This window comes from Alteribacillus sp. JSM 102045, assembly GCF_041949975.1.
GTDB lineage: Bacteria > Bacillota > Bacilli > Bacillales > Marinococcaceae > Alteribacillus.
Genome location: NZ_JBHFQG010000008.1, coordinates 56,817 through 81,339, shown reverse-complemented (window position 1 = coordinate 81,339; position 24,523 = coordinate 56,817). Strand labels below are relative to the sequence as shown.

Genomic DNA, 24,523 nt, shown 5'->3' with positions numbered 1-24,523 from the left:
AAAGTACCTGTGCGTATTATAGAAAGGGGCTTGGTTAATGCGAAATACATATACCAGAATTGCCCCTGCTACTATATTATCTTTATTCAATAAACTCAAATTCGAAATCAAGCAGCCTTACAATGTCTCCATCTTTAGCTCCCTTTTCTCTTAAAGCCTCGTCAATACCCATATGACGCATTTTCCTCGAAAAACGTCTTACTGATTCATCACGTGTCATATCGGTCATTTTGAATACTTTTTCTATTTCTGGACCGGATAACACAAACGCACCATCATCATCACGGGAAATAGTAAAGGGTTGTTGTTTTTTCTCATATCGATAAATAACTCTTTCTTCCTGCTCTTCTTCATCATACACAGGAAATTCCGGAGTAGTATCTACAAGGTCTGCTACTTCTCGCAGCATATTAGTTAATCCTTTTTTAGTCAAGGCTGAGACAGGGAACACCTTATATTCCTTTGGCATCTTTTTTTTAAAACGGATTAAATTATCATCAGCTTCTGGCATATCCATTTTATTTGCCATAACTACTTGAGGACGTTCAAGCAGCCTTAAATTATATTGTTTAAGCTCAGCGTTTATCTTCTGAAAATCCTCAAATGGATCTCTGCCTTCTAATCCAGACATATCAACAACATGTATAATTACTTTTGTACGTTCAATATGCCGTAAAAATTGATGGCCTAATCCGACGCCTTCATGCGCGCCTTCTATTAACCCCGGTAGATCAGCCATCACGAAGCTGCGGCCATCTTCCACAGCTACCACCCCCAAATTCGGGTTTAAGGTGGTGAAATGATAATCAGCAATTTTTGGTTTAGCAGCTGAAACCACAGATAATAAGGTTGATTTACCTACGCTTGGAAAACCAACAAGCCCCACGTCTGCTAATAATTTTAATTCAAGATTTATATTTCTTTCTTCAGCCGGCTCGCCTTTTTCGCTTAATTCAGGGGCAGGGTTTGCAGGAGTAGCAAATCGAGTATTTCCTCTTCCTCCTCTTCCTCCTTTTGCAACCACGGCACGTTCTCCGTGTTCTGTCAGGTCTGCTAAGACTTCCTTGGTATCATCATCAGTTATGGTTGTACCAGGCGGAACTTTTATTATAAGATCTTCTGCATTTTTTCCGTGCTGATTTTTTGGGCGGCCGTTTTCTCCGGCTTTTGCTTTAAAGTGTTTTTGATATCGAAAATCCATTAAGGTACGAAGCCCTTCATCTACTTCTAAAATAACATCCGCACCTTTACCTCCATCTCCTCCGGCCGGTCCACCGTCAGGAACATACTTTTCACGACGAAAAGCAACCATCCCGTCACCCCCGTCACCAGCCTTTATATAAACTCTTACCTTATCTACAAACAATCTTTTCACCTCATTTTATTATTCAGTACAACAAATAAAACTTCTTTCTCATTACAAACAACATTTGCAATCGAACATTCTTCAGATGAGGACAATAACGTCAGCCATTTTTGTACTTTCTCTATATTGTGTACTTCTCCCATAAAATCAAACTCCAAGTAAGGCTGCTCTACTGCATGAAAAGTAACGAGTAATTGATTATCAGCTCCTTGAGCTACTGACTGATCAAGTATGTTAAAAAACTCGTTACTATTTCATACCAGCTGTTTTCATGATCCGAACAGTCCTTAACATACTGAGTTACTTCTATATCAACCTTAAACCAATGGGAATACCAATTAAAAGTTAGTAAATAAGCAGCCACTTTAGGAATTTCTAAGTATGATAACCTGCTTTCGTGCTCTGCCTTTCTTATAGTTTCTTCTAGCATTTCTTCTACTTTTCCATATCGCTCTAAAGACATATTTCCTTTTATTATTTGTAATACATTCATCCAATCATGCCTGGAATGACTCAGAATTTCTAATTGCTTTTTTGCATCCACTGCTTAGCACTCCTCATTTTTTGACGTTTGAGGATAAACCATATTGTACCATACCCGAATAAACGGGGGTAGCGGTAACATAGTTCTCTAAAAATCCATTTTTTTAGATGTTTATACATATTTCTTGCCCCTGTGGAAACGATAAATAACGTTATACTCTACACCAATACAAACGGAGGGTTATTATGCCACAACAAAACCAGCAAGTTCAACAAGCTCAACAAGCTATTCAACAAGCCCAGCAAAACATGCAGAACGCAGGGAACGATCCTCAGAAACTTCAACAGTCCCAACAACAACTTCAACAGGCACAACAACAGCTTCAGCAAGCTCAGCAGCAAGGAAATTCTCAAAATCAGCAGGCTATTCAACAGGCTCAGCAAGAACTTCAACAAGCTCAGCAGGATTTGCAACAGGCTCAACAACAAAGCTAACGTAAGAATAAATTTTAAACAAAAAGGACTCCCAACTAATACATTCAAATTAGCGGGGAGTCCTTTTCCGTTTTTATTTAACTTAAAATGAAGGTTGACATCATTACAGCCGCCACATATACTAACAACATAAAACCTACTAAATTTATATGAATTATAAAATCAGGTGGTGAAACCTTTGGCTGATGTCGTTATAGATAATGTAGAAAAATCATTTTTCGACAAAGAAAAAAAATCTTCTTTTACCGTTTTTAAAAATATATCAACTGAAATAAAATCCGGAGAGTTCGTTTCTCTACTTGGTCCTTCCGGTTGCGGCAAATCAACTCTCTTAAACATAATTGCCGGGCTTGAAAACCCTACTTATGGAAATATTAACGTAGCTGGTAAAGAAGTGACAGAGCCTGGTCCTGATCGAGGGGTGGTATTCCAAGAGTCTGCCTTAATGCCATGGTTAACGGTTTTAGATAATGTAATGTTCGGTCTTAGAAAAAAAATGAAAAAAGAAGAAGCGAAAGAAAGAGCTAAATACTTTTTAAAACTAGTGCATTTAAGCAAATTTATTGACTCATACCCACACGAACTGTCTGGCGGTATGAAACAACGTGTATCTATTGCAAGAACACTTGCGCTTGATCCAGATATTCTTCTTATGGATGAACCATTCGGTGCTTTGGATGAACAAACGCGCTCTATGCTGCATAAAGAAGTGCAATACATTTGGGAAGAAACGCAAAAAACTGTTGTTTTCGTCACCCACAACATTCGTGAATCCATCCTCCTTTCCGATCGAATTGTATTAATGGGGACACGTCCTGGAAGAATTGTCGAAATATTTGATGTACCACTAGAAAGGCCAAGAAAACCTTCATCTAAACAATTTGGAGAGCTTGAAGAAAGAATTCAGCAAAAACTAGCAGGAGAAATTGAAAAAGTGATGAGAGAGGAGATGGGCGATGATTACAACAGTAAGAAGGGTGCTCTTCTTTATCATTCTGATCGCAATATGGGAAATAATATATAGACTTAATTTATTGTTGGAATTTTTTCCAGGCACAGCTTTTCCATCACCACTGAATTCAGTAAACGAACTCTATATAGGTTTTTTTGAGACAGGAATCTTAACAGAAGCACTTACTACCAGTATTCAAAGATTAGTGATGGGATTTATCATTGCTATAATTATTGGGACAGCTCTAGGCCTTTTACTAGCTCGATCAAAATTAGCTGATGAAACACTTGGATCTCTTGTCATTGCCCTTCAATCCATACCAAGTATTGTTTGGCTTCCAATTATGTTGATGCTATTTGGTACAGGAACTCTTTCTATTATCGTTATTGTCACTTTAGGGGGAACATGGGTTATGACCTCTAATATGAGGCTTGGAATTAAATCCGTCCAGCCTATTTTAATCAGAGCTGCCAGAACACTAGGTTATAAAGGGTCTGAACTTGTATGGCGTGTCATGATACCAGCTGCAGTTCCATCTTTTTTATCAGGAACAAGACTTGCATGGGCATTTGCCTGGAGAGCGCTAATGGCAGCTGAATTAATTGGTTCGGGCGGCTTGGGGCGTACCTTAATGGACGCTAGAGACTTTTATAATATGGATTTAGTTATAGCAATTATGATTATTATAGCTACAATCGGTCTTATTATGGAATATGTTATATTTGATCGCATAGAAAGAAAAGTATTTTCTCGCTGGGGATTATCTTAGAATATATTCAACAAAAGGGAGAGGTTAAATGATGAGAAACTGGGTTCTTGCTATCTTACTATCTATAGCAGCAATAGGAATTTCAGCTTGCGGCGGCGGTGATTCTGCTTCCGGGGACGGAAAAAGCAATAGCGGAGAAATTAATATAGGTTACTTTCCCAACCTGGACCATGCTGCAGGTATAATTGGTAAACAGGAAGGAATTTTTGAAGAAGAACTTGAAGGAACAGATGTTGAATTCAAAAATTTCCCAAATGGAAATGATTTCATTGAAGCTCTCGATTCTGGTGATTTAGATATTGGTTACGTTGGACCGGGACCTGCTATTAATTATCATTTAAGCGGCGGCGATGTAAAAATATTAAGCGGTGCTGCAAATGGTGCTACACTGATCGTTTCAAGTGAAGATTCTGGAATTAAATCCTTAGATGACTTTGATCGAAAATCATTTTGCACTCCAGGCAATGGATGCACACACAATGTTCAGTTAGAAATCATGCTCCAGGAACTTGGTTTGGAATCAAATAGAGTAGGTGGAACTGTCGAACATCAATCCCGGGTCGATCCGGCTTCTATGATGGTTCGATTTGAGCAGGGGGAAGTTGATGCTGCAGCTGCACCTGAACCATGGGGCACGTATCTTGTCGAAGAAATGAATGCAAATGTTGTAACAGAGTGGGATGAAGTATTCCTAGGAGAAACTCTTCCTAGTGTTGTCCTCGTAACTTCAGAAAAATTCATGGAAGAGAATCCTGAGAAAGTAAAAAGTGTTTTAGCTGCTCATGAAAAAGCAGTAGAATTCACAGGAGAAAATGAAGAAGAAACATTAAACTCTGTAAATGATCTTGTTTATGAACTCTCTCAAACCCAATTTTCTGATGATGTTCTGCACAACGCCTGGGAACGTATGAACATCACTACAGAAGTTTCCGCAGATGCTCTTCAATCTTGGGCTGATGCTTCTTATGATCTTGGGTTTATTGAAGAAGAGCCGGATTTAGAAGGTCTTGTTGATACTTCATTATTAGAAGAAGTAACAGAAGATAACTAAGAAAAGCCCCTTGTCAGCCTCGACAGGTAAATGTTCTCCAGGCAATAAAAGCGCTCTTACTTCCACATCTGCGTTGTGAACAGGACGTTAGCTAACTTAGCAGAAGGTACCTAAGGAAGTTAGACTAAAAGCGTCACCTCCTGTAACAACGTCGAACTGGCTTGCACAGGAGGTGCTGACTTTTGCTAGGTCGCGAACACGATGTTCACGATCCTAGCAAAAGTTCCTTAAACCGTTTTGGGCCTCCGAGAGGCTGGGCGCTGAAGCTAGACATCAAAGCGCAAAATTATATACTTTCTTACCTTATATATGAAAAAACCACCTTTACCTGCTCTAAGCAGGTAAAGGTGGTTTATTTTTCGTTTGATAATAATTGATGGACAACTTCTTCTCCTTGATTAATACAATCTGGCAGGCCTACACCTTCATAAGCTGCTCCAGCAACAAAAATACCAGGGTAAGATGTTTGCATTTCATTAATTATTTTATGCATTCTTTTTGAATGATCTACTTCATATTGAGGCATTGCATTCCGCCAGCGCGTAACCTTGTAGTATTCAGGCTTCCCAGTCACGTTCATTACTTTATTTAAATCTTTTAAGACGATGTTTATAATGCTTTCATCATCTTTATCAACAATATTTTCTCCCCTAGGCTTTCCTACATAACAGCGAAGCAGAGCTTTCCCTTTTGGTGCTGTATGCTCCCATTTTAGATGAGTCCAGGTGCATGCAGTAATTGTATAATCACTCTTTTTTGAGACAACAAATCCGGTGCCGTCAAAATCTCCGGGGATTTGCTGTTCATCAAATGCCATAGCAACGGTCGCTACAGAAGTTGCTGGAATAGAAGCAAATAATTTTTGAAGAGATTTCTCTTTAAACAACTTAGCAGTTACATGAGGAGGGGTTGTCAATAAAACTTTATCATATAACAAAGACTCTCCGTCTTTAAAATGAAGCTCATAATGGTTCTCCTTAGAAATAATTTGCTTTACCGATTTGTTTTTAAATACAGCATCCTCATCTAAATGGTTTTCTATCCCCTCCACTAATGATTGAAGTCCGTTTCTAAGCGTTTGAAAAGCACCTGATGGCTTTTTTTTTGATTTTTGCGGGGGCCTTGCTGCTTTCATTCCTAAAATTAAGCTGCGGTGTTTTTGTTCAACTTGATGAAATTGAGGAAACGTTGACTGTAAGCTCAAACGATCGATATCCCCAGCATAAATACCAGAAAGAAGCGGCTCAATGAGATTATCGACGACTTCACTTCCAAGCCGGCGGCGAAAGAATTCTCCTAGTGACTGATCACTATCTGCTGAACTCTTTGGTAAAACAAGGTCTAATGCAGCTCTTAGCTTACCTGCCGGTGAAAAAAGGTTTGTTGTCAAGAAAGGACCTAGTTTTGTTGGAATCCCCATAACTGCTCCGCCAGGAATGGAGTGGAGTTTGCTGCCTTTTAAAACGTATGCTTTTCCTGTATTGTTAAAAATAAGTTCCTTTTCTAAACCTACTTCTCTAGCAAGTTTCGCTGCACTTTCTTTTCTTGCTAAAAAAGAATCTGGTCCTTGCTCAATAACAAAACCATTATAATAATCTGTTCTGATTTTTCCACCAAGCTGATCAGAACTCTCAAATAAATGATACTCTATATCTATGTTTTGGCTCATAATTTCCTTCTGCAAATAATAAGCGGCGGTCATGCCAGTAATTCCGCCGCCAACAATTGCTACTTTCATAATAAACTCCCCGCTAACTTTTAAACTTTCGTCTCATTCATTTTCTTTGTAATCACATTTACAAGAGCTTCAATGAATTCAGGACTTGTATTAGGCATGGCAGGGCGATAGTAAGAGGCCCCTACTTCATCACAAGCCTGCTTACATTCGACATCATTATCAAACAACACTTCGAGATGATCAGCAACAAAACCTACAGGGCAGTAAACAAAAGAAGTATAGCCATGATTTTTATGAAGTTCTTTTGTCAAATCCTGTACATCAGGCCCGAGCCATGGATCCGGCGTATTTCCTTCACTTTGCCATCCGATAGCATAATGTGGAATATCTGCTTTTTCAGCAATCCATTTGGCAGTTTCTTCTAATTGAGCAGGGTAAGGATCTCCTGCCTGAATAATTTTCTCAGGAAGGCTGTGTGCAGAAAATATTACGCATGTGTTATCTGTATTATTTATTTCATTAAGTGTATTTCTCACTTGTTTAACCCAATAATCGATAAATTTCGGCTCATCATACCAGCTTTCTACCGAATGAATAACTGGTCCATTTATTCTTTTTGTCTCTTCCTGGGCACGGCCATTATAGGATTTAATACTGAAAGTAGAAAAATGCGGGGCAAGGACAATACTGTATGCCTCTTCCATGCCATCGTGCTTCATTTTTTGAACTGCGTCTTCTATAAATGGGTCGATGTGTTTTAAACCCAGGTACCAATGAAATTCTATATCATCATATCGTTCATTTAAACGGTCCTTCAGTCGCTCCCCTTGATTGTCTGTTATTTTAGCCAATGGAGAAATCCCTCCAATAGCTTCATACCGAGAGATGAGGTCTTGGAGAGCTTCTTCAGATGGCTTTCTTCCTCTTCTTATATGTGTATAGTAAGGCTCTACTTCATCTAAGCTTCTTGGTGTGCCGTAAGCCATAACTAGTAATCCAATTTTTTTCATAATTTCAATCCTCCGTTCTTTTTGTATAATTATGCACAAAAGCTGTTAATTTCTTCAATGTTTCTGGTTCTACTTCCGGGAAAACCCCATGACCGAGGTTAAATACAAATCCTTCCTGCTGCATGCCCGCGTCAAGAATTGGTTTTACTTTCTCTTCTATAACATTCCAAGGCGCTAATAATATAGAGGGGTCCAGGTTCCCCTGCAAGGATTTAGTAACACCAAGTTTTCTCGCTTCAGAAATAGAAGTTCTCCAATCAAGACCTATAATTTGTAAAGAGAGGTCATTCCATTCTTGAAGAAGGTGACCAGCTCCAACACCGAACATCGTGAACGGTACATCTTCTTTTTGTAGGGTTTCAAAAATGCGTTTCATAACAGGTTTCACGTAAAAACGATAGTCTTCTGCATTTAAAGCGCCTACCCAGGAGTCAAAAATTTGAATAGCTTGGGCGCCTGCCTTTATTTGAGAGGACACGTAGCGAATGGTCATATCCCCTAATTTATCCATTAGAGTAAACCAGGCTTTAGGTTCGGCATACATGAAAGCTTTGGTTTTATGATAATTTTTAGATGGGCCGCCCTCAATCATATAGCTTGCTAATGTAAATGGCGCACCGCTAAAGCTGATTAAAGGTACATTCAACTGCTCTCTCAGCAGCTTAATAGTATCTAGTACATAAGGTACCTCTTTTTCTGGTTCAATAGCTCCCAGCTTTTCCACGTCCTGCGGTTGTTTAATCGGATTATCAATAACTGGCCCTACTCCGGGCTTTATGTCTACCTTTACTCCAATTGACGGCAGAGGTGTCATGATATCTTTATATAAAATTGCAGCGTCATTATTATATTGATCCACTGGCAATTTCGTAACATAGGCACAAAGTTCGGGATCATGGGTAATTTCAAATAAAGAATAGTTTTCTTTAAGCTTTCTATATTCAGGCTGTGAACGTCCTGCTTGTCTCATATACCAAACCGGTATATGATCTGTATTTTGTCCATAAGCAGCCCTTAAATAATTATCATTAAAATTTAATTTACCCATTGCCTAGCACTCCTTTAATTAAAAACGCTTGTAAACGTCATTCTTCCTTCATTGTTTCCATACCCTTTTTACCATACTCTTCTCTAAATGTCATGTACAGTACTCATAGACTTTGTTCATAAAATAGAAAGAAAAAACAGGACTGTGCCTATACACAGTCCTGCATGATCAGCCGGTTCCAAATAAAGAACCTACGCTAACTTCTGCAACGTTTGATGGCTCTCCTTCTTGTTCTGTTTGTGGATTATATGGCACAATCATATAATCCTGTAAATTGAAGATATTGACTCCTTCAATCGTAAATTCACCGCCGCCTTCTACTTCTTCAATAACCTCACCTTCCCCGTCGTTCACTTCATAAACCTGATAAACGACACGTTCATCTTCTGCCGGCGTCCATTTTAAATGAACATTAAACAACCCGCCCCCTTTTAAGCTGAGAGATGCAGACAAATCATTCACTTGTGCTATTTCTACCGGCTCTTCTAAGTCTTTCACATCTTCTGGTTTTTGAAATACGGTTTGAATGCCGTCATCAGCAGGAACTTTATTAATAATTTCTTTAAATAAACGTGTGGGATATGAACTCCCTGCCTGAAGATGCTGGTCTTCAGTTGTTTTGTCATAACCCATCCAGACAGCTCCCGTCCATTGTGGTGTAAATCCGGCAAACCAAGCATCCCTTGTGCCTCCTTCTACTTCTAAAAAGGAAGTTGTTCCCGTTTTTCCGGCTAATGGATAGTTACTGCTGCCAGCCGTACCTGTGCCTTCTTTTACTACGTTTTCCAGAAGCCTTGTCATATACCACGCATTTTGCGGACTCATCACTTCTTTTGTTTCTGGATCTGCTTTTCCTATTTCTTCACCGTTGCGGTCAACGATTTTTTCAATAAAATAAGGATTTATTTTAGTACCATGGTTGGAAAAGACAGTATACGCAGACGTTAACTCCATTGGGGTAAGTCCTTCTGACAGCCCTCCAAGAGCCACGGCAAGACCATTATCTTCTATGTGAAGACCAGCTTCTTCCATCCATTCTGTGCTCTCTTTTTCTCCCATTTGATCATACAACCAGACGGCTGCAGTATTCGTAGATTCAGTGACAGCATCAGCCATAGTTATTTCTCCGCGGTATTCGCCATTATAATTTTTAGGAGAATAACCATCAAAATCCATCTGTTCATCTTTTAACAAGGAATACGGATGATATTTTCCTGATTCTAATGCGGGAGCATATACTGCAAGTGGTTTCATTACAGAACCGGGCTGTCTTTTTACTGTTACTCTGTTAAGACCCCTGCGCACATATTCTCTGCCGCCTTGAACAGCCGCAACTCCCCCGCTTTGATGATCCATCATGAAAAATGCCCCTTCGGCATCTTTTGCTTCCTCTGGAAAATAAGATTCTTCTTGAAGCAAATCGTAGGAAGCTTGCTGCATTTCTTTATTCATCGGAACAACAATATCGTATCCGCCTCTATATATTTCTTCAGCAGTTATATGGTACTTGTTTTCTGCTTCTTCTAACATCATATCAATATATGTGTAATAAGCTGTATTTTTTTCTGCTCGGTTAATTGACTCAGGAACTGTTTTGCCCTGATAAGTTGCTGCTTCTTCTGGTGTTATGAATCCGTGCCTCTCCATGATAGCTAAAACTGTACTCCGTCTTTCTTTTGAACGTTCCGGATCCTCTACTGGTGAGTAATTTCCTGGGGCTTTAGGGATACCAGCAAGCAAAGCTGCTTCGTCAACTGTCAAATCTTTTACATCTTTTCCAAAATAAAGTTCTGCAGCTGACTTTATACCATAAGCACCGTGGCCGAAATATACTTGATTTAAATAATATCCTAGAATTTCATCTTTGCTGAATTTTCGTTCGAGTCCCATGGCGATCAGCACTTCTTTTGTCTTACGAAGAAGAGTTTTATCGCTTGATAGAAAAGCATTTTTTGCTAATTGCTGTGTTATCGTACTTCCGCCTTCTACTTTTGAGCCTGCTAAAATATCACGATATAAGGCTCTAAGAATAGCGCGGGGGTCAATTCCCTGATGATCATAAAATCGAATATCTTCTATAGCCACAAAAGGCTCTCTCACATGTTCAGGTATTTCATCTATGTTAATCAAATCCCTATCTTCGGCATAAAGCTCTGCAAGCTTTTGTCCATCGCTGTCAAATATTTCGGTAGTTTCGTTCATTACTAATTGTTTCTCATCTATAGCAGCTGCCCCAATAACGACAGAAGAAAGATAAATCCCGGAGCTTAATATAATAAAAGCTAAAACAGCAAGCCCCCAGACTATCCATTTATTTCTCATGATATTACTCCTTTATCAGCTGCGCTATAAGCGCAGACTCAATAGGTATTTACTCGAATCTATTATAAAGCAGATAATAACATTTCGACATATCTTTTCATATCCTTTTATATTATCTGTTACTTTTTAATATTTATTTGAAAAATTCGGTAACACCTATTGAAAGTTTGAAAAAATTTTTATTTCACTAATCCATGACGATGGGCATAAACAGCAATTTGAGTTCTATCATCTACTTCTAACTTTGATAATATGTGGCTAACATGAGTTTTTACTGTTTTAATACCAATATACAATTCATCAGCGATTTCTTGATTAGTCTTCCCTTCTCCTATCAACCCCAATACTTCAAGCTCTCTTGAAGTTAAGGTTTCATGCAGCTGTTGATCGGGATGGCGCATTCTTTACATCATTTTTTTTGTAACTTCTGCTTCTACTTTAGATTCCCCATTCATTGCTGCACGTATTGCTTCGGCTATTGCTTGAGCTTTTGAAGTCTTTAATAGATAACTGAATGCCCCGGCTTCAATTGCTGGATATACCTGTTCATCATCATAGAAACTGGTAAGAACAATGACCTTTACATTGGGAAATTCTTTTGTAATCAGCTGTGTAGCTTCATGCCATCCATAATAAGATCCATTAAAACGACGTCCGGCTTATGTTCTCTTACTAACTTTACGCCTTCTTTTCCGTTTGCCGCCTCTCCGGCAACATCTATATCTTCTTCCGTTAATAGATAAGCGGCTACTCCCATGCGCACCATTTCATGATCATCGATTAACACTACTTTTATCAATACGCTTCTCCTCCTCTTTATCTTCAACAACCGGAACATTCACTTCTACCTGTGTGCCTTTTCTTGGATAAGATAAAATATGAATAACTCCCCCAATTTCATTCACTCTTTCTTTCATCACCGAAAGCCCATACGAAGATTGCTTTTGATCTTTTTCTAAGTGAAATCCTACTCCATCGTCTATAATTTTCATTCTAATCTGACCTGAATAGTATTTTAATTGAAAGTCCACTTGAGAAGCCTGTGCGTGCCTTAACATATTAGAAAGAGCTTCTTGTGCAATTCTAAATAAATGGTCTTCAACCCCTTTTCCGGTGGCTGGGATATCTTGAATATTCCATTTCAACCGCAGTTTTGTTTTTTCAGCGAGCTCTTGCAATAAATTTTTCAAACCGTCTTCTAATAATTTACCTTCTAAACTTGCTGGTCTTAAATGCATAAGCAAGGCCCGCATTTCTCCCTGCGCATTGCCTGCCATTTTTTCAATTAAAGATACTTGCTTCATTCCTTTTTCAATATCATTCGGTATTGTTTTTTGCAGTGCTGCTGTGGTCATCGATATTGCAAATAGCTGCTGACTAACTGCATCATGTAACTCTCTTGCAAGTCTATGTCTTTCAGCAGCTGCTGCAGATTGTTTTATTGAAGCCTGCCATTCGGCTCTTTCTGCTGAAAGCTTCTGTACAGATCTTGCTTGTTCTTCCATTCTGCTTGCCACAGCATTCAGATGATTTCCCATAACCCCGAATTCATCTTCCCCATCCACTGTAGTGACCTTAGAAAAATCTCCTTTCTCTAAAGCAAGCGTACCTTCTAATAATTTATTTATACGAAGTTTTTGTCTTTTTCCACTGCGCCATCCAATAAATAAAGCCAACAGGAAGGAGATAAGTACCCATATTATAAGTGTTGGCACGCCAAACCAGCTTTTAAATGAAAGTAATAATAACAAATCATCGGTACTAGATAAAAAAATAAAAAATAAAAGCACAGCTGTAATGACCGCTGTTCCAAGAGAATAACGGATATAATCCCATTGGATATTTACCATTTTTCTCATTATACATACCTCACATCTATATCTCCGATAATCACGGAAATGATCACTTTTATTTTTCTGTCAGCTTCTTTATAATGGTCCGTACTAAAAGATAGCTGCTTATTAAAACCTTCCTCACGATGATTTAAGATATTCATATCCCCAATAGTAGCGCTCGCTTGCACAGAAATACCTAAATCATAAGGTACATATAAATCTACATCTCCTATTCCGCCATGCAGAACAATAACTGTTTCTCCTTCATCAATAATAGCTTTTGAGAAATCAATTGAAATATCTGCAATCCCGTATTTCACATTCATATCTTGCAAAGCAAACCTTTTTTTCATTAATTTATAATCACCAATAAACATATTTTTGTAAGAAGGTGTTATTAACGGTTCGTTTTTTCCGTTTCTTTTAGCGGACTTTGTTTCAGCAGCGTGTGTAATATTTTTCTCGTATGATTTTTCAGTCTGCTCATTTTCTACATGAACTGGCCGTGATAAATCCGGTGTTTGGTCAACTGATTGTTCTGCGGTCTGGTTATATTCTTTTTCCAGAGGAGGCAGATCCTTGTCAATATCGATATCTTTTGAGGAATCATTACGTTTTAAAAGCTTCAATCCAAAATAAAGAAAGACCGCAGCGATAATTATACCTGTTAAATCAAAATGAAAAATTTTATTGCTTACAGAGATTACAGCTAAAGCAGCAAATAACCCCATTAGCCATTTTCGTTCTTTTTTATAAAAATGATATGCTAGCGAAAACGCAATAATAGGCCAAATAAAAGAGCCAAGATCTATATCTATATACAATTGCTCAAATAAAATATTTAAACCTAATATAATAATAATTAACCCTAAAACTATGTTTCCAGAGTTACGCATGAGCGCATCTATCCTTCCCTATTTCTTAAATTTTTTGGTATATTAAACCAGAACAATTTTTTATACACTTAGTGTAATATGTAAGCTAATCTCATGCGACCAGCTAGAGTTTATTTTTTTCTCCGTCTGTAGACGGAGAAAAGGGGATAACTTTCGTTATTCACGCAATCTTCATATTTCCCATGTATAATAAAAGAGTCGTTTACATAAAGAATGTCAGTACGCTGATAGGAGGTAGCTCTTTTGAATGAAGTAAGTATTTGGCTTGCGTTTGGAGCAGGTATTATTTCTTTTCTTTCGCCTTGTATTTTTCCACTGGTTCCTGCTTATTTAGCTCAATTAACCGGAACAACGGTTTCTAATAACCAAATTAACGCCCAAAGACGGTTGATTTTAACGAGAAGCATAGGATTTATTCTTGGATTTACAATTATTTTCATGCTCTTAGGGGCTTCATCAACATTTTTAGGCCAGCAATTTGCGAGGTGGAGCAATTTAATAGAACAGCTAGGAGGAATTGTTATAGTCATATTCGGATTACAAATGGCTGGAATTATTTCTATACGCTCTTTGTTATCCGACAAAAAAGTGCATTACGAACCAAAAAAATCAACTAGTTTTACGAGTTCCGTACTGCTTGGATTGCTGTTTGCAGCTGGCTGGTCCCCATGTATCGGATTAGTGCTGGGTGCGATTCTTACTTTAGCGAGCCAGGCCGACACAATGTATACAGGAATATTTATGCTGTTTGTTTATTCTATTGGAATGGGAATCCCATTTCTGTTAGTGGCGCTTCTGTACTCAAAATCACTTAACAGATTAAAAAGATTAAATAAATGGGTGCCAATTATACAAAAGACAAGCGGCTACATTATGATAGCACTTGGGATTATGCTCTTTACTGGTTACTTTCAAATGCTTTCCAGTTACCTAGCTAGGTTTGTTCCATTCGGATTATAAATAAGTGCACACCATTCAGCTGTGATAAAATAAAGAGAACACTGGAGAATGAGGGGGTTGTTTTTTTGGAAACAAAGTTATTTGAATTGCTGGAGCAGAACTATAATGAAATAGTGGAAATAAGAAGATACCTCCACCAATATCCAGAGCTTTCTTTTGAAGAAGAACACACACCAGAATATATTGCGGATTTTCATAAAAACCTTGGCCATAGTGTAAAAACTAAAGTTGGAGGAAGAGGGGTTACCGCCGTTTTGCAAGGGGGAAAACCTGGCCCGGTCATCGCATTAAGAGCCGATTTTGACGCGCTCCCTATTCAAGAGGAAACAAACCTTCCTTTCCGCTCTAAAGTGGACGGGGTAATGCATGCATGCGGCCACGATGGACATACAGCTGCTTTGCTCGGATTAGCGAAAGCAATAAATACTCTGAAAGATGAATGGAAAGGCACAGTTGTCTTTATTCATCAGCATGCAGAAGAGTACGCACCAGGCGGAGCTATTGACATGATAAATGACGGCTGCCTTGATGGCGTCGATGTCATATTTGGTACACATTTGTGGGCTACAGAACCGTATGGAAAAATTCAATATAAAAATGGACCGATGATGGCAGCAGCAGACCGATTTGAAATAGAAATAATAGGGCAGGGAGGGCATGGTGCTATGCCGCACCTTACTAAAGATGCCGTTGTTATTGGCTCCCAGCTTGTCACAAATATACAGCAGATTGTCAGCCGCCGTGTTGATCCACAAGAGCCTGCTGTTGTTTCTGTCGGCTCTTTTGAAGCACCTAATGCCTTTAATGTTATCGCGGACCGTGCAAAGCTGATCGGTACAGCGAGAACCTTCAGCGAAGATGTTCGTGATTTATTAGAACAGGAATTAGAAACCATTACAAAAGCAACTTGTCAAGGCGCAAATGCAGAAGCGGATTTCAAATATCACCGGGGCTATCCTGCTGTAGTAAATCATGAAGCAGAAACAGCTTTTCTTGCAGACTGTGCTTCTCAAGTTCCCGGCGTTACAGAAACGGAAGAAATGAAGCCGCAGATGGGTGGCGAAGATTTTGCTTATTATTTAAAACATGTGAAAGGCACTTTCTTCTTCACCGGTGCTCAAAATCCAGACTGGGAAACAACCTTTCCTCATCACCACCCTAAGTTTGACATTGATGAACGTGCCATGCTTATAGCTGCTAAAGTATTGGGTAAAGCAGCACTCGAGTATAATAATCAATAAAAACGAAGCCCAGGGCAATCAGCCCCGGGCTGTTTAAGTAGCCTTTCCTTCTTTTGAAAGAAACCATTTTAAACGATAGCCTTCTCTTGCTGCTTCCCCCAGCTGACCGAGTAATCGATAATTGGCAGCAGCGCCTACCACTGCTCCAAAACCAGGCATCAACTGCAGTAATTTTACCAAATCAATATGATCTCGATATTCTTGCTGGAATGAAGTCCAATCCATTTCTCTTGCCATAGATAAATTTCTTGGTTTGTCTCTTACATACTCATCCCAATTTTTCAGCCTTTCAGCCGTTTCCTGTCTTTTTTCGGGGCTGGAAAAAGCAGCTTGAAAAATGTGAAGCATATAGAGCCTATCTCTAAAGTCGTACACATCCAGCCCATATATTTGTGCCGCTGAAAATAGAAATCTCATTTTAAAGCCCAGCAATAAAGGAAAATCAGCAGCTCCTAAAAAAATTCCTCCTGCTCCAGTACCTGCTCCTTCTGCTGCAGCTCCTTTTTGAAACACTGGTATAAGTTCTTGAAGTTTCGTATCAGCTTCTTTAAGTGTGTCAGCTTTTTCATAGTTTCCCTTTGGAAGATATTCTGAACCATTTATCGCTCCATCAACCATCTGCTTTACCGCTTGACCCATTAAGTGGTGAATTTTTTTCGGAACCAATTGATTCATTCTGCTTTGAATATTTTTAGTGAAGGTTTGCGGTATGCTCGAAGGCTTATTTAATTTTCTGAGCCATACTTGCACTTCTTCATAAGCCTCTTGTTCATACTTATCCATAATTTCCCTCCTAGTTAGTCTGGAGTACACGCCTTTTTCGGTTATACACTGGATAAGTTACACTAAAAATCAATCCTGCTGCTAAAATTACGAAACCTGGCATAACTGTAACACTTACTAGCCAATATACAGCCGTTAGCAATACTGTTTGAAAGATTAATAATTTTTTCGTTAAACGTCTGAAAGCAATTTGTTTCTCAGTGTTTGAAACCGGATAAAGATCCGGCCACATTGCCGTATCGAGGTGATGCCATAATGTCTTTAATTGAACACTTGTCATGTATAAGAACAATAAACCAGCTCCTAACCGAAACCATTCTGACGGAAAGGCATACATAACTAAAGCACTTGTTAAAAGCAGCCTCATATACATTCCAAAATACTCGCCAGAGCGAATAAAAGCTTTTCCAAACAAAACAGAGTACACAGAGCCTGATTTCCATAAGAAACGATCCGAAATAGCAGATAATAATCTCCTTTGTTTCACCCCCATTTTAATATGAGGTACATCCGTAAAAGACTGAACGAATCTGTAAAACGCCGACAAGCGTTTTTCTTCTAAGCGGAGCAGCACTTCCCATTTTAATGGATGAAGTTTTAAAAGTTTTTTATGGTAAAAGACATATAAAAATACCATAATCATTAAAACCGATATTACAAACCATAGCGGTGCAGACGCGAATAAAAAATAACAAAATACCGCGTTGAATAATGACCTTACCGCAATGTGCTTTTTTCGCTTGTCTTCATCTTGAATCCTGACTTCTGCCCAGTGTGCAGCATTATTCCAAGCATTACCAACCAGAAGAAAAAACAATACTATATAAATATAACTGTTGTCTGATGAAACTCTGTCTTGAAAGAGCGGGCCCAGCAAAAGCAATATAATAGTTAAAGTGACTGACTGCAGGACAAAAGAGTATATAACAGATTTTCGGAAATAAGAACTTAATTTTGTTTCTAGAGGCAGTAAAAAAACTAGATCTCCTTCTTTCAAAAATGTACGAAGAGGACACCTTGTTAATAGATAGGTAAATATTCCTACCAGCACCAGAATGACCGGGAATGCTTCTGGCAGCCATTCAATAAAAGAAGGATAAAAATATCCCCCGGCTAAAAACAACGCGTATAAACTGAACATAAAACCACTGTTTCCTAACAAACGCAGATAGCGGACAGCCTCATTCCAAAAACCTTTTGATCGTTCTTCCCACAAACGAGTAACATCCATTATATTTCTCCTTTAGTTACTTCTATGTATAAGTCATCTAAGTTAGCATCTGCCATCCCAGCTTGTTCTCTTAACTCTGTTAGTGTACCGTTTAAATGGATGTGACCCTCGTGCAGCAAAATAAACCGATCACAATAACGTTCGGCAGTAGAAAGTATATGGGTAGACATTAAAATACCAGCCCCTTCTTCTTTCATCTGAACCATCATATCTAAAAGTGATTTGATTGCCACAGGATCCAGCCCAACAAAGGGTTCATCTACTATATATAATTCTGGTTTCACTAGAAACGCGCACATTATCATAACCTTCTGCCGCATACCTTTAGAAAAATGACTCGGAAACCAATCTTTCATTTTTTCCATTCGATATTCCTTTAAAAGAAGATATACTCTATCTTTAAAAACTTTTTCTTCTAATTCATAAGCCATTGCTGTTAATTTCAGGTGTTCCCATAACGTTAATTCGTCATATAACACAGGAGTTTCAGGGATATATGTAAATGTTTTTCGGTATTTTTCTGGGTTTTCCTGAAAACGGATTCCATTGATCCGAATATCACCTTGACTTGGTTCCATTAATCCGAGCACATGTTTAATTGTTGTACTTTTCCCAGCTCCATTTAAACCTATTAAACCAACTATTTCCCCTTTATTTAAGGTGAAATTAAGTTCATGCAATACAGGTTTATGAATATTATAGCCACCACTTACGTGATCTAATTCCAACAGCTTCGTCATATTCTTTCTCCTTTAAATAGCTTTTTAATATCTTTGCCAATCAATTATTTTATTCATACAGCTTATATTTTACCTTGTCTCCAACAAAAGGAAAAGAAGGGCCCCAAACCAAAAAAACCTTTAAAACGACTTAAAAGCCGTTTTCAAAGGTTTTTCAATTAATTCTTCGGCATAGGGGTTGGAGTTGGTTCCATTCCGCTGTCTTTGTAATCTTCATCAATGGAGTCTCGAATTTGTTTGTCTGAATAACCTTGTTTACTCATTTCCATAGCATCCGCCGCTATCTCAAGACACACCCCGCATTTCATTCCATGATCATTCCATACGATGCTTCCATGTTCGTTTACATTGTCTATGAAACAATCAAAAGCATGTTCATGCCCAGCAGACTCTCCGCACCCGCAATAACATGGAATGTGCTCTAATAGTTCTTGATGATCAGCTGTTTCTTCATATATCACTGGAATAGAACCTTGTGCATGTTCTAAAAATTGTGGACTTTCTGCTGCTGACGCAGTCGTTTCTATAATATCAAACCCTTTTTCTTCTTGCTCCCCTATTGGAGGGCCGGCATTTTCAGATTCAGAGCAAGCTGCTAACGCAACGGTCAAACCAAAAAGTAAGATAGCTTTTCTTATAATTTTCATAACCTTCACCTTTTCATGTCTTTTTCAACAATTATTTTATCATAGCTTGACCCTTTATTTACTGACAATTATATGGCATTCCAACAAACGATGCTAAAACATTTAATGGACATAAAAAAGAGAACACTCCCTAAATAATGAAGTGTTCTCCATCCCAAATGCAAAAGTTTAATTTACTTTCCGTTCTTTTCCTTCCCAAAACTCTTTTCGAAGCTGTACTTTTTGAATTTTCCCCGAAGCTGTCTTTGGAAGAGTATCTATAAATGAAATGCCTTTTGGTGCTTTAAAATGTGCCATTTTACTTCGAGCATAATTAATGATTTCTTCTTCCGTAATATCAGTGCCTTCTCTTTTCACTATAACAGCATGCGGAACTTCTCCCCATTTTTCATGAGGTACTCCAACTACAGCAACTTCCACAATGTCAGGATGATTATATAAATATCCCTCTACTTCGATCGATGAAATATTTTCTCCGCCGCTGATAATTATATCTTTTTTTCTGTCAACGATTTCAATATAACCATTTGTATCTATAACTGCCATATCTCCAGTATGAAGCCACCCGTTCTTTATTGTTTGTGACGTAGCTTCTGGATTTTTCAGATAGCCTTCCATAGCATTATTCGAACGTACGATAACTTCGCCTATCGTTTTACCATCAGCAGGCACTTGGTTTCCATCATCATCTGCCACTTTCACTTCTGAACCAATCATAGAGTATCCTGTTTTTGCTTTCGTATATTGTTTTTCTTCCACTGACAAATGGGCATGCTGCGGGCGGATTTGAGAAATTGTTACCAGCGGCGAAATCTCAGTCATTCCATATACTTGTATAAATTCCCATCCAATTTCCTCTTCTACTTTTGTTACGAAGGTAGAAGGCGGAGCGGAACCAGCAATGACAATCCGCATCTCCTGGTCAGTATTTAACTGTTCTTTATTGAGGCTGTAATATTCGAGCAGCATATTTAAAACAGTAGGAGCCATATGCGCTACAGTAACGTTATACTTTTGGATATTTTCGAAAACAGAAGCAGGCTCTGCTTTTCTTTGCATTACCTGGGTAGCTCCATTTGCAGTGTAGTAAAAAGGAGAACCCCAGCCGTTCACATGAAACATCGGCAGCACGTGCAGGAGTGTGTCCTGGTCAGAAACACGTAAATGATGCATAGCTGACATGGCATGCAGATAATTGCTCCGGTGGGTTAATAACACTCCTTTTGGATTTCCAGTAGTACCGCTTGTGTAAAGAAGACTCGCTATGTCGTTTTCATCGAGTTCTGCTCGTTCAAACTTTTCAGAAGAAAATTGATTTAACCAGTAATCATAGCTAATATATTTATCCGTATTAGATTCGGCCCCATGAACAATAATTGTTTCAACAGTTTCGAGGTCTTGAATAATCGGCTGGATTAATGGGTACAATTCGTTTTCTACAAACAGAACTTTGCTTTCACTATGATTTAAAATAAATTGATAGTCTTCTGGCTTTAATCTTGTATTAAGTGGAGTCATGACAGCACCAAGCTGAAATACTCCATAAAAACCCTCTAACATTTCAAGGGTGTTAGGAGCAAGGTAAGCAACTTTATCTTCCTTGTTTATATTAAGCGCTTTCAAACCATGTGATAATTGGTTCACCCTATCATTTAATTCCGAATAAGTCACTTTTCTGTCTTCATCAATAACGGCTACCTTTTCTCCGTATAATTCAACTGCCCTGTCAAGAAACTGTGTTAGTACAAGAGGTACGTACACAACCATTCCTCCTTTACCTTTTTCTCTAGTAGAATAATAGTATTATATCATTGTACGACTTTAATTGTAAGAATTTCATTAATAATACAGTTATATTACAGCTTCTTCTGTTGTTTTCATTTACATGTGCTGATAAGATAATGGAAAATACACACTTTTAAAAGGAGAGAAGAAGATGAGCCGAGATGAAAACTGTATTTTTTGTAAAATAGTTTCAGGAGATATCCCTGCTTCCATTGTATATGAAGACGAAGATGTAATTGCATTTGCTGATATTGGACAGGTTACCAAAGGACATACGTTATTAATACCTAAGGATCACCAGCCTAATGTATATGAATTGAAAGAGGAGACGGCTTCTCATTTATTTCGTGTCGTGCCAAAGATTGCGAACGCAATCAAAAAAGAATTCGATCCTGACGGGTTAAACCTTGTTAATAATAACGGTGAAGCTGCCTCACAATCTGTCTTTCATTACCACCTGCACTTTATCCCCCGCTATGGATCAGAAGATGGTTTTCAACCGACCTGGCAGGATAATAGTGATAAATATTCTGCAGAAGACCTTCAACAAATTGCAAAAGGAATCAATCAGCACCTTTCATAAACTTGAAATATCTATTTGTCTCCTGCTGGATTATCCCAGCAGTTTTTTTGGATTTTTAAGAAATACTACATTTTATTGGTAAACAGGATAAGAAAAATATAGCACTTCTGAAGTAGTTTTGTTAGGATATTCACAAAAGCAATAATTAAATATAGTAAAGCTTTAAAGGAGTGGAGAATATGACGAGAGCCCATAATTTTAATGCAGGTCCTGCTGCTCTTCCAGCTGAGGTTCTAGAGAAGGCGCAGAAAGAACTAGTTGATTTCAATAATACGGGAATGTCCGTTATGGAGTTAAGCCACCGCAGTCAGGATTACGAAGAGGTTCATAATGAAGCAATTTCTTTAGTTAAAGAACTGCTGAACGTTCCAGAGGGTTATGAAGTACTGTTGTTACAGGGAGGCGCAAGCCTTCAATTTTCCATGATCCCAATGAACTTCCTCAAAAAAGGGAAAACTGGAAACTACATACTTACTGGGTCCTGGTCGGAAAAAGCTTTAAAAGAAGCGAAAGCGTTTGGTGAGTCAAAAATTGGGGCATCCGCAAAAGACAGCAATTATACCTACATTCCGGAGGCAAACAACATAGAAATGAGTGAGAGCGATGCATACGTTCACATCACTTCTAATAATACAATTTTCGGAACCCAATGGCAAAGCTTCGATTTAAACACACCAGCACCTTTATTTGCTGACATGTCAAGTGATATTTTAAGCAAACCAATTCCAATCGAACGCTTTTCATTAATATATGCAGGAGCTCAAAAGAACCTGGGTCCGTCAGGCGTAACATTAGTCATTATTAAAAAAGAACTTTTAGAACAATCGGAAGAAAATATTCCTACGCTGCTTAATTATAATACCCATGCTGAAAAAAATTCTTTATATCATACCCCGCCTACATTTGCCATTTACATGCTTAATAAAGTATTACAATGGGTGAAAGAAAAAGGCGGAGCAGCCGGGATGCAAAAACGCAATGAAGAAAAAGCTAGCATCCTCTACGATGTAATTGACAACAGTAATGGATTTTACAGAGGTCATGCTGAAAAGGACAGCCGTTCTTTTATGAATATTACATTTAACCTGGCAAGCGAAGAATTAAATCAAAAATTTCTAACTGAAGCAAAAAATGCTGGATTTGTTGGATTAAATGGCCATCGTTCGGTCGGCGGATGCCGGGCTTCCATTTACAATGCTGTTTCTGTAGAATCCTGTCAAGCGTTGAGGGATTTCATGATTAATTTCCAACAAAACAATTAATAATTTTTATTACGCAGTAAATGTTTTTTAAGCCTGTCGTGCAGATAATAAACTCTGCAGGCAGCTTTTTATTTATTGTCAAAGAAAATCGTTCCCTTTTTTACGTTAAATTGCAAAAGAATACTTTTCTTTGTCAGAATTTTTCTCTATACTGTTATAAAAGAATAATATTTTAATAAATATTAAAAAAAGAGAGAAAGGATAGGTGGTAGAGTGGATTCGAAATCATTAATTACTGGCTTAATAACTGGTTTTATAATTGGAGGGTTTTCTGCCTTAATTACTGCTCCTGCTTCAGGTAATGAAACAAGAGATTCATTTAAAAATCTCAGCTGGAAGTCTCTGAACCGAAAAGCAGCCAGAACAGGAAAAGAAGCAGTCCAAGACTGGCGTTACGCGGCTACAGAAGGATTTGAAGCATTTGATGGGCTGACACAAGAAATGAAAAGAACTTACAGTCGATACAAAGAAGAAGTCGAGCCTGAAGTAGAAGCCATTCAGCAACAGGTGAAAGAAATCTCCGATGCGATTGCTGATTTAAATGACCAAATTCGTAAAGAGTCTGAATAATCATCTATTGTCATCTTCAGTTTTCCGAAAAATAAATAAATTTATCTTTTTATTACAATAATACCATGGAGAGGAGGGAGAAGATGGAACAGTCTTCTCTTTCTACAAAACAGTCTATTCTCTTCAGCCACAAATTTGCCCAGCTTACGAAAGCCTTGTGGAAATCTGTTGAAAAAGATTGGCAAAAATGGATCAAGCCTTACAACTTGAATATTAATGAACATCAGATTCTTTGGATTGCATATCATATGGAGGGTGCTTCTATATCTGATATTGCAAAATTTGGGGTTATGCATGTATCTACAGCCTTTAATTTTTCAAAGAAACTCGAAGAAAGAGGCTTGTTAACTTTTTCTAAAAAAACAAATGATAAAAGAAATACTTACATTGAATTAACACCTGAAGGAGACAGCCTTTTACTTGCAACCATAGAGGCATATAACACGGATACGTATAGTGTCTACAATGGAGCATTGCCGATAAAGGAGCTTTATGGCAAATTCCCGGATTTTTCAGAACTTATTACCATTATTCGGCATATTTATGGAGAGGACTTTATGGATATTTTTGAAAAGTCGCTAAATACGTTTAATAAAGAGTTTACAGAAGAGAACGGCACCCTTACCCCTGTAAAACGTATAGAACAAACATAGACAAAGTTTTTAAAAACCTTGGTTCCACTGCGAACCAGGTTTTTTTAATGCTTACTGTTATTTTTTGATTGTCCAGAATTGTCGAAACGGTTTTTCTTTTGACTATTTTTCTTTATTCTATTGATTTTTAAAGCTTTAGCCTTTAAATTATTCAATTAGGTAG

The 24,523-nt window shown here is 38.1% G+C and carries 22 protein-coding genes and 2 pseudogenes; 10 read left to right on the top strand and 14 right to left on the bottom strand.

Features of this window, described 5'->3' with window-relative positions; translation table 11 throughout:
* Nucleotides 1–82 precede the first annotated feature (82 nt).
* Complete coding sequence (gene obgE, locus ACE1TI_RS07950) at nt 83–1,366, bottom strand: GTPase ObgE (protein WP_375007048.1); 1,284 nt, start codon at nt 1,364–1,366, stop codon at nt 83–85.
* A gap of 5 nt (nt 1,367–1,371) precedes the next feature.
* Nucleotides 1,372–1,910 (bottom strand): annotated as a pseudogene (locus tag ACE1TI_RS07945) (Spo0B C-terminal domain-containing protein).
* Between the two features lie 185 nt (nt 1,911–2,095).
* Here ACE1TI_RS07945 and ACE1TI_RS07940 point away from each other — a divergent pair.
* The 4 genes from ACE1TI_RS07940 (at nt 2,096) to ACE1TI_RS07925 (ending at nt 5,116) form a co-directional block, all read left to right on the top strand.
* Nucleotides 2,096–2,344: a hypothetical protein gene (locus tag ACE1TI_RS07940; protein ID WP_375007047.1), complete on the top strand. Its 249-nt coding sequence runs from the start codon at nt 2,096–2,098 to the stop codon at nt 2,342–2,344.
* A gap of 178 nt (nt 2,345–2,522) precedes the next feature.
* Nucleotides 2,523–3,368: an ABC transporter ATP-binding protein gene (locus tag ACE1TI_RS07935; RefSeq protein WP_375007046.1), complete on the top strand. Its 846-nt coding sequence runs from the start codon at nt 2,523–2,525 to the stop codon at nt 3,366–3,368.
* Nucleotides 3,301–4,065 carry an ABC transporter permease gene (locus tag ACE1TI_RS07930; RefSeq protein WP_375007045.1) on the top strand — a complete coding sequence of 255 codons (765 nt, stop codon included), beginning with the start codon at nt 3,301–3,303 and terminating at the stop codon, nt 4,063–4,065. The genes ACE1TI_RS07935 and ACE1TI_RS07930 overlap by 68 nt, the downstream gene beginning before the upstream one ends.
* A gap of 28 nt (nt 4,066–4,093) precedes the next feature.
* The gene (locus ACE1TI_RS07925) at nt 4,094–5,116 is read left to right on the top strand and encodes an aliphatic sulfonate ABC transporter substrate-binding protein (RefSeq protein ID WP_375007044.1); all 1,023 of its coding nucleotides are present in this window, start codon (nt 4,094–4,096) and stop codon (nt 5,114–5,116) included.
* 352 nt (nt 5,117–5,468) lie between these two features.
* Here the strand turns inward: ACE1TI_RS07925 and hemY are convergent, their stop codons facing one another.
* The 7 genes and pseudogenes from hemY to liaF all read right to left on the bottom strand — a co-directional run bounded on the left by hemY (nt 5,469) and on the right by liaF (nt 13,905).
* Nucleotides 5,469–6,854 (bottom strand): protoporphyrinogen oxidase, encoded by a 1,386-nt coding sequence (hemY, locus tag ACE1TI_RS07920; protein ID WP_375007043.1) that lies wholly within the window; start codon nt 6,852–6,854, stop codon nt 5,469–5,471.
* A gap of 20 nt (nt 6,855–6,874) precedes the next feature.
* Nucleotides 6,875–7,804, bottom strand: coding sequence for a ferrochelatase (hemH, locus tag ACE1TI_RS07915; protein ID WP_375007042.1), 930 nt, complete (start codon nt 7,802–7,804; stop codon nt 6,875–6,877).
* A gap of 4 nt (nt 7,805–7,808) precedes the next feature.
* On the bottom strand, nt 7,809–8,852 hold the full coding sequence (hemE, locus tag ACE1TI_RS07910; protein ID WP_375007041.1) for a uroporphyrinogen decarboxylase: 1,044 nt from the start codon (nt 8,850–8,852) through the stop codon (nt 7,809–7,811).
* 168 nt (nt 8,853–9,020) lie between these two features.
* A complete protein-coding gene (locus ACE1TI_RS07905) occupies nt 9,021–11,174 on the bottom strand; it encodes a transglycosylase domain-containing protein (protein ID WP_375007040.1) in 2,154 nt (717 codons plus the stop codon).
* A gap of 179 nt (nt 11,175–11,353) precedes the next feature.
* Nucleotides 11,354–11,973: pseudogene (locus tag ACE1TI_RS07900) on the bottom strand (response regulator transcription factor).
* Nucleotides 11,948–13,033: a sensor histidine kinase gene (locus tag ACE1TI_RS07895; RefSeq protein WP_375007039.1), complete on the bottom strand. Its 1,086-nt coding sequence runs from the start codon at nt 13,031–13,033 to the stop codon at nt 11,948–11,950. Before ACE1TI_RS07895 ends, ACE1TI_RS07900 begins: the two are co-directional and overlap by 26 nt.
* The gene (gene liaF / locus ACE1TI_RS07890) at nt 13,033–13,905 is read right to left on the bottom strand and encodes a cell wall-active antibiotics response protein LiaF (RefSeq protein ID WP_375007038.1); all 873 of its coding nucleotides are present in this window, start codon (nt 13,903–13,905) and stop codon (nt 13,033–13,035) included. Before liaF ends, ACE1TI_RS07895 begins: the two co-directional genes overlap by 1 nt.
* A gap of 243 nt (nt 13,906–14,148) precedes the next feature.
* Here liaF and ACE1TI_RS07885 point away from each other — a divergent pair, with 243 nt between their 5' ends.
* Together ACE1TI_RS07885 and ACE1TI_RS07880 are read left to right on the top strand one after the other, a co-directional pair.
* Nucleotides 14,149–14,865 carry a cytochrome c biogenesis CcdA family protein gene (locus tag ACE1TI_RS07885; RefSeq protein WP_375007037.1) on the top strand — a complete coding sequence of 239 codons (717 nt, stop codon included), beginning with the start codon at nt 14,149–14,151 and terminating at the stop codon, nt 14,863–14,865.
* A 65-nt stretch (nt 14,866–14,930) separates the two neighbouring features.
* Complete coding sequence (locus ACE1TI_RS07880; RefSeq protein ID WP_375007036.1) at nt 14,931–16,106, top strand: M20 family metallopeptidase; 1,176 nt, start codon at nt 14,931–14,933, stop codon at nt 16,104–16,106.
* A gap of 33 nt (nt 16,107–16,139) precedes the next feature.
* Here the strand turns inward: ACE1TI_RS07880 and ACE1TI_RS07875 are convergent, their stop codons facing one another.
* The 5 genes from ACE1TI_RS07875 to ACE1TI_RS07855 form a co-directional block, all read right to left on the bottom strand.
* Entirely contained in the window at nt 16,140–16,889 is a 750-nt protein-coding gene (locus ACE1TI_RS07875; protein WP_375007035.1) for an EcsC family protein, read from the bottom strand.
* A gap of 10 nt (nt 16,890–16,899) precedes the next feature.
* The gene (locus ACE1TI_RS07870) at nt 16,900–18,120 is read right to left on the bottom strand and encodes an ABC transporter permease (protein WP_375007034.1); all 1,221 of its coding nucleotides are present in this window, start codon (nt 18,118–18,120) and stop codon (nt 16,900–16,902) included.
* Entirely contained in the window at nt 18,120–18,860 is a 741-nt protein-coding gene (locus ACE1TI_RS07865; RefSeq protein WP_375007033.1) for an ABC transporter ATP-binding protein, read from the bottom strand. Before ACE1TI_RS07865 ends, ACE1TI_RS07870 begins: the two co-directional genes overlap by 1 nt.
* Before the next feature lie 158 nt (nt 18,861–19,018).
* Entirely contained in the window at nt 19,019–19,507 is a 489-nt protein-coding gene (locus ACE1TI_RS07860) for a PCYCGC motif-containing (lipo)protein (RefSeq protein WP_375007032.1), read from the bottom strand.
* Between the two features lie 168 nt (nt 19,508–19,675).
* Nucleotides 19,676–21,268, bottom strand: coding sequence for a long-chain-fatty-acid--CoA ligase (locus ACE1TI_RS07855; protein ID WP_375007031.1), 1,593 nt, complete (start codon nt 21,266–21,268; stop codon nt 19,676–19,678).
* A gap of 175 nt (nt 21,269–21,443) precedes the next feature.
* On the opposite strand from ACE1TI_RS07855, the gene ACE1TI_RS07850 reads away from it, so the two are divergent.
* The 4 genes from ACE1TI_RS07850 to ACE1TI_RS07835 all read left to right on the top strand — a co-directional run bounded on the left by ACE1TI_RS07850 (nt 21,444) and on the right by ACE1TI_RS07835 (nt 24,360).
* A complete protein-coding gene (locus ACE1TI_RS07850; protein ID WP_375007030.1) occupies nt 21,444–21,875 on the top strand; it encodes an HIT family protein in 432 nt (143 codons plus the stop codon).
* Nucleotides 21,876–22,054: 179 nt separating this feature from the next.
* The gene (gene serC, locus ACE1TI_RS07845) at nt 22,055–23,137 is read left to right on the top strand and encodes a 3-phosphoserine/phosphohydroxythreonine transaminase (protein WP_375007029.1); all 1,083 of its coding nucleotides are present in this window, start codon (nt 22,055–22,057) and stop codon (nt 23,135–23,137) included.
* Between the two features lie 213 nt (nt 23,138–23,350).
* Nucleotides 23,351–23,707, top strand: a complete 357-nt coding sequence (locus ACE1TI_RS07840) for a YtxH domain-containing protein (RefSeq protein ID WP_375007028.1) — start codon at nt 23,351–23,353, stop codon at nt 23,705–23,707.
* Nucleotides 23,708–23,790: 83 nt separating this feature from the next.
* On the top strand, nt 23,791–24,360 hold the full coding sequence (locus ACE1TI_RS07835) for an HTH-type transcriptional regulator Hpr (protein ID WP_375007027.1): 570 nt from the start codon (nt 23,791–23,793) through the stop codon (nt 24,358–24,360).
* Nucleotides 24,361–24,523: the final 163 nt, after the last annotated feature.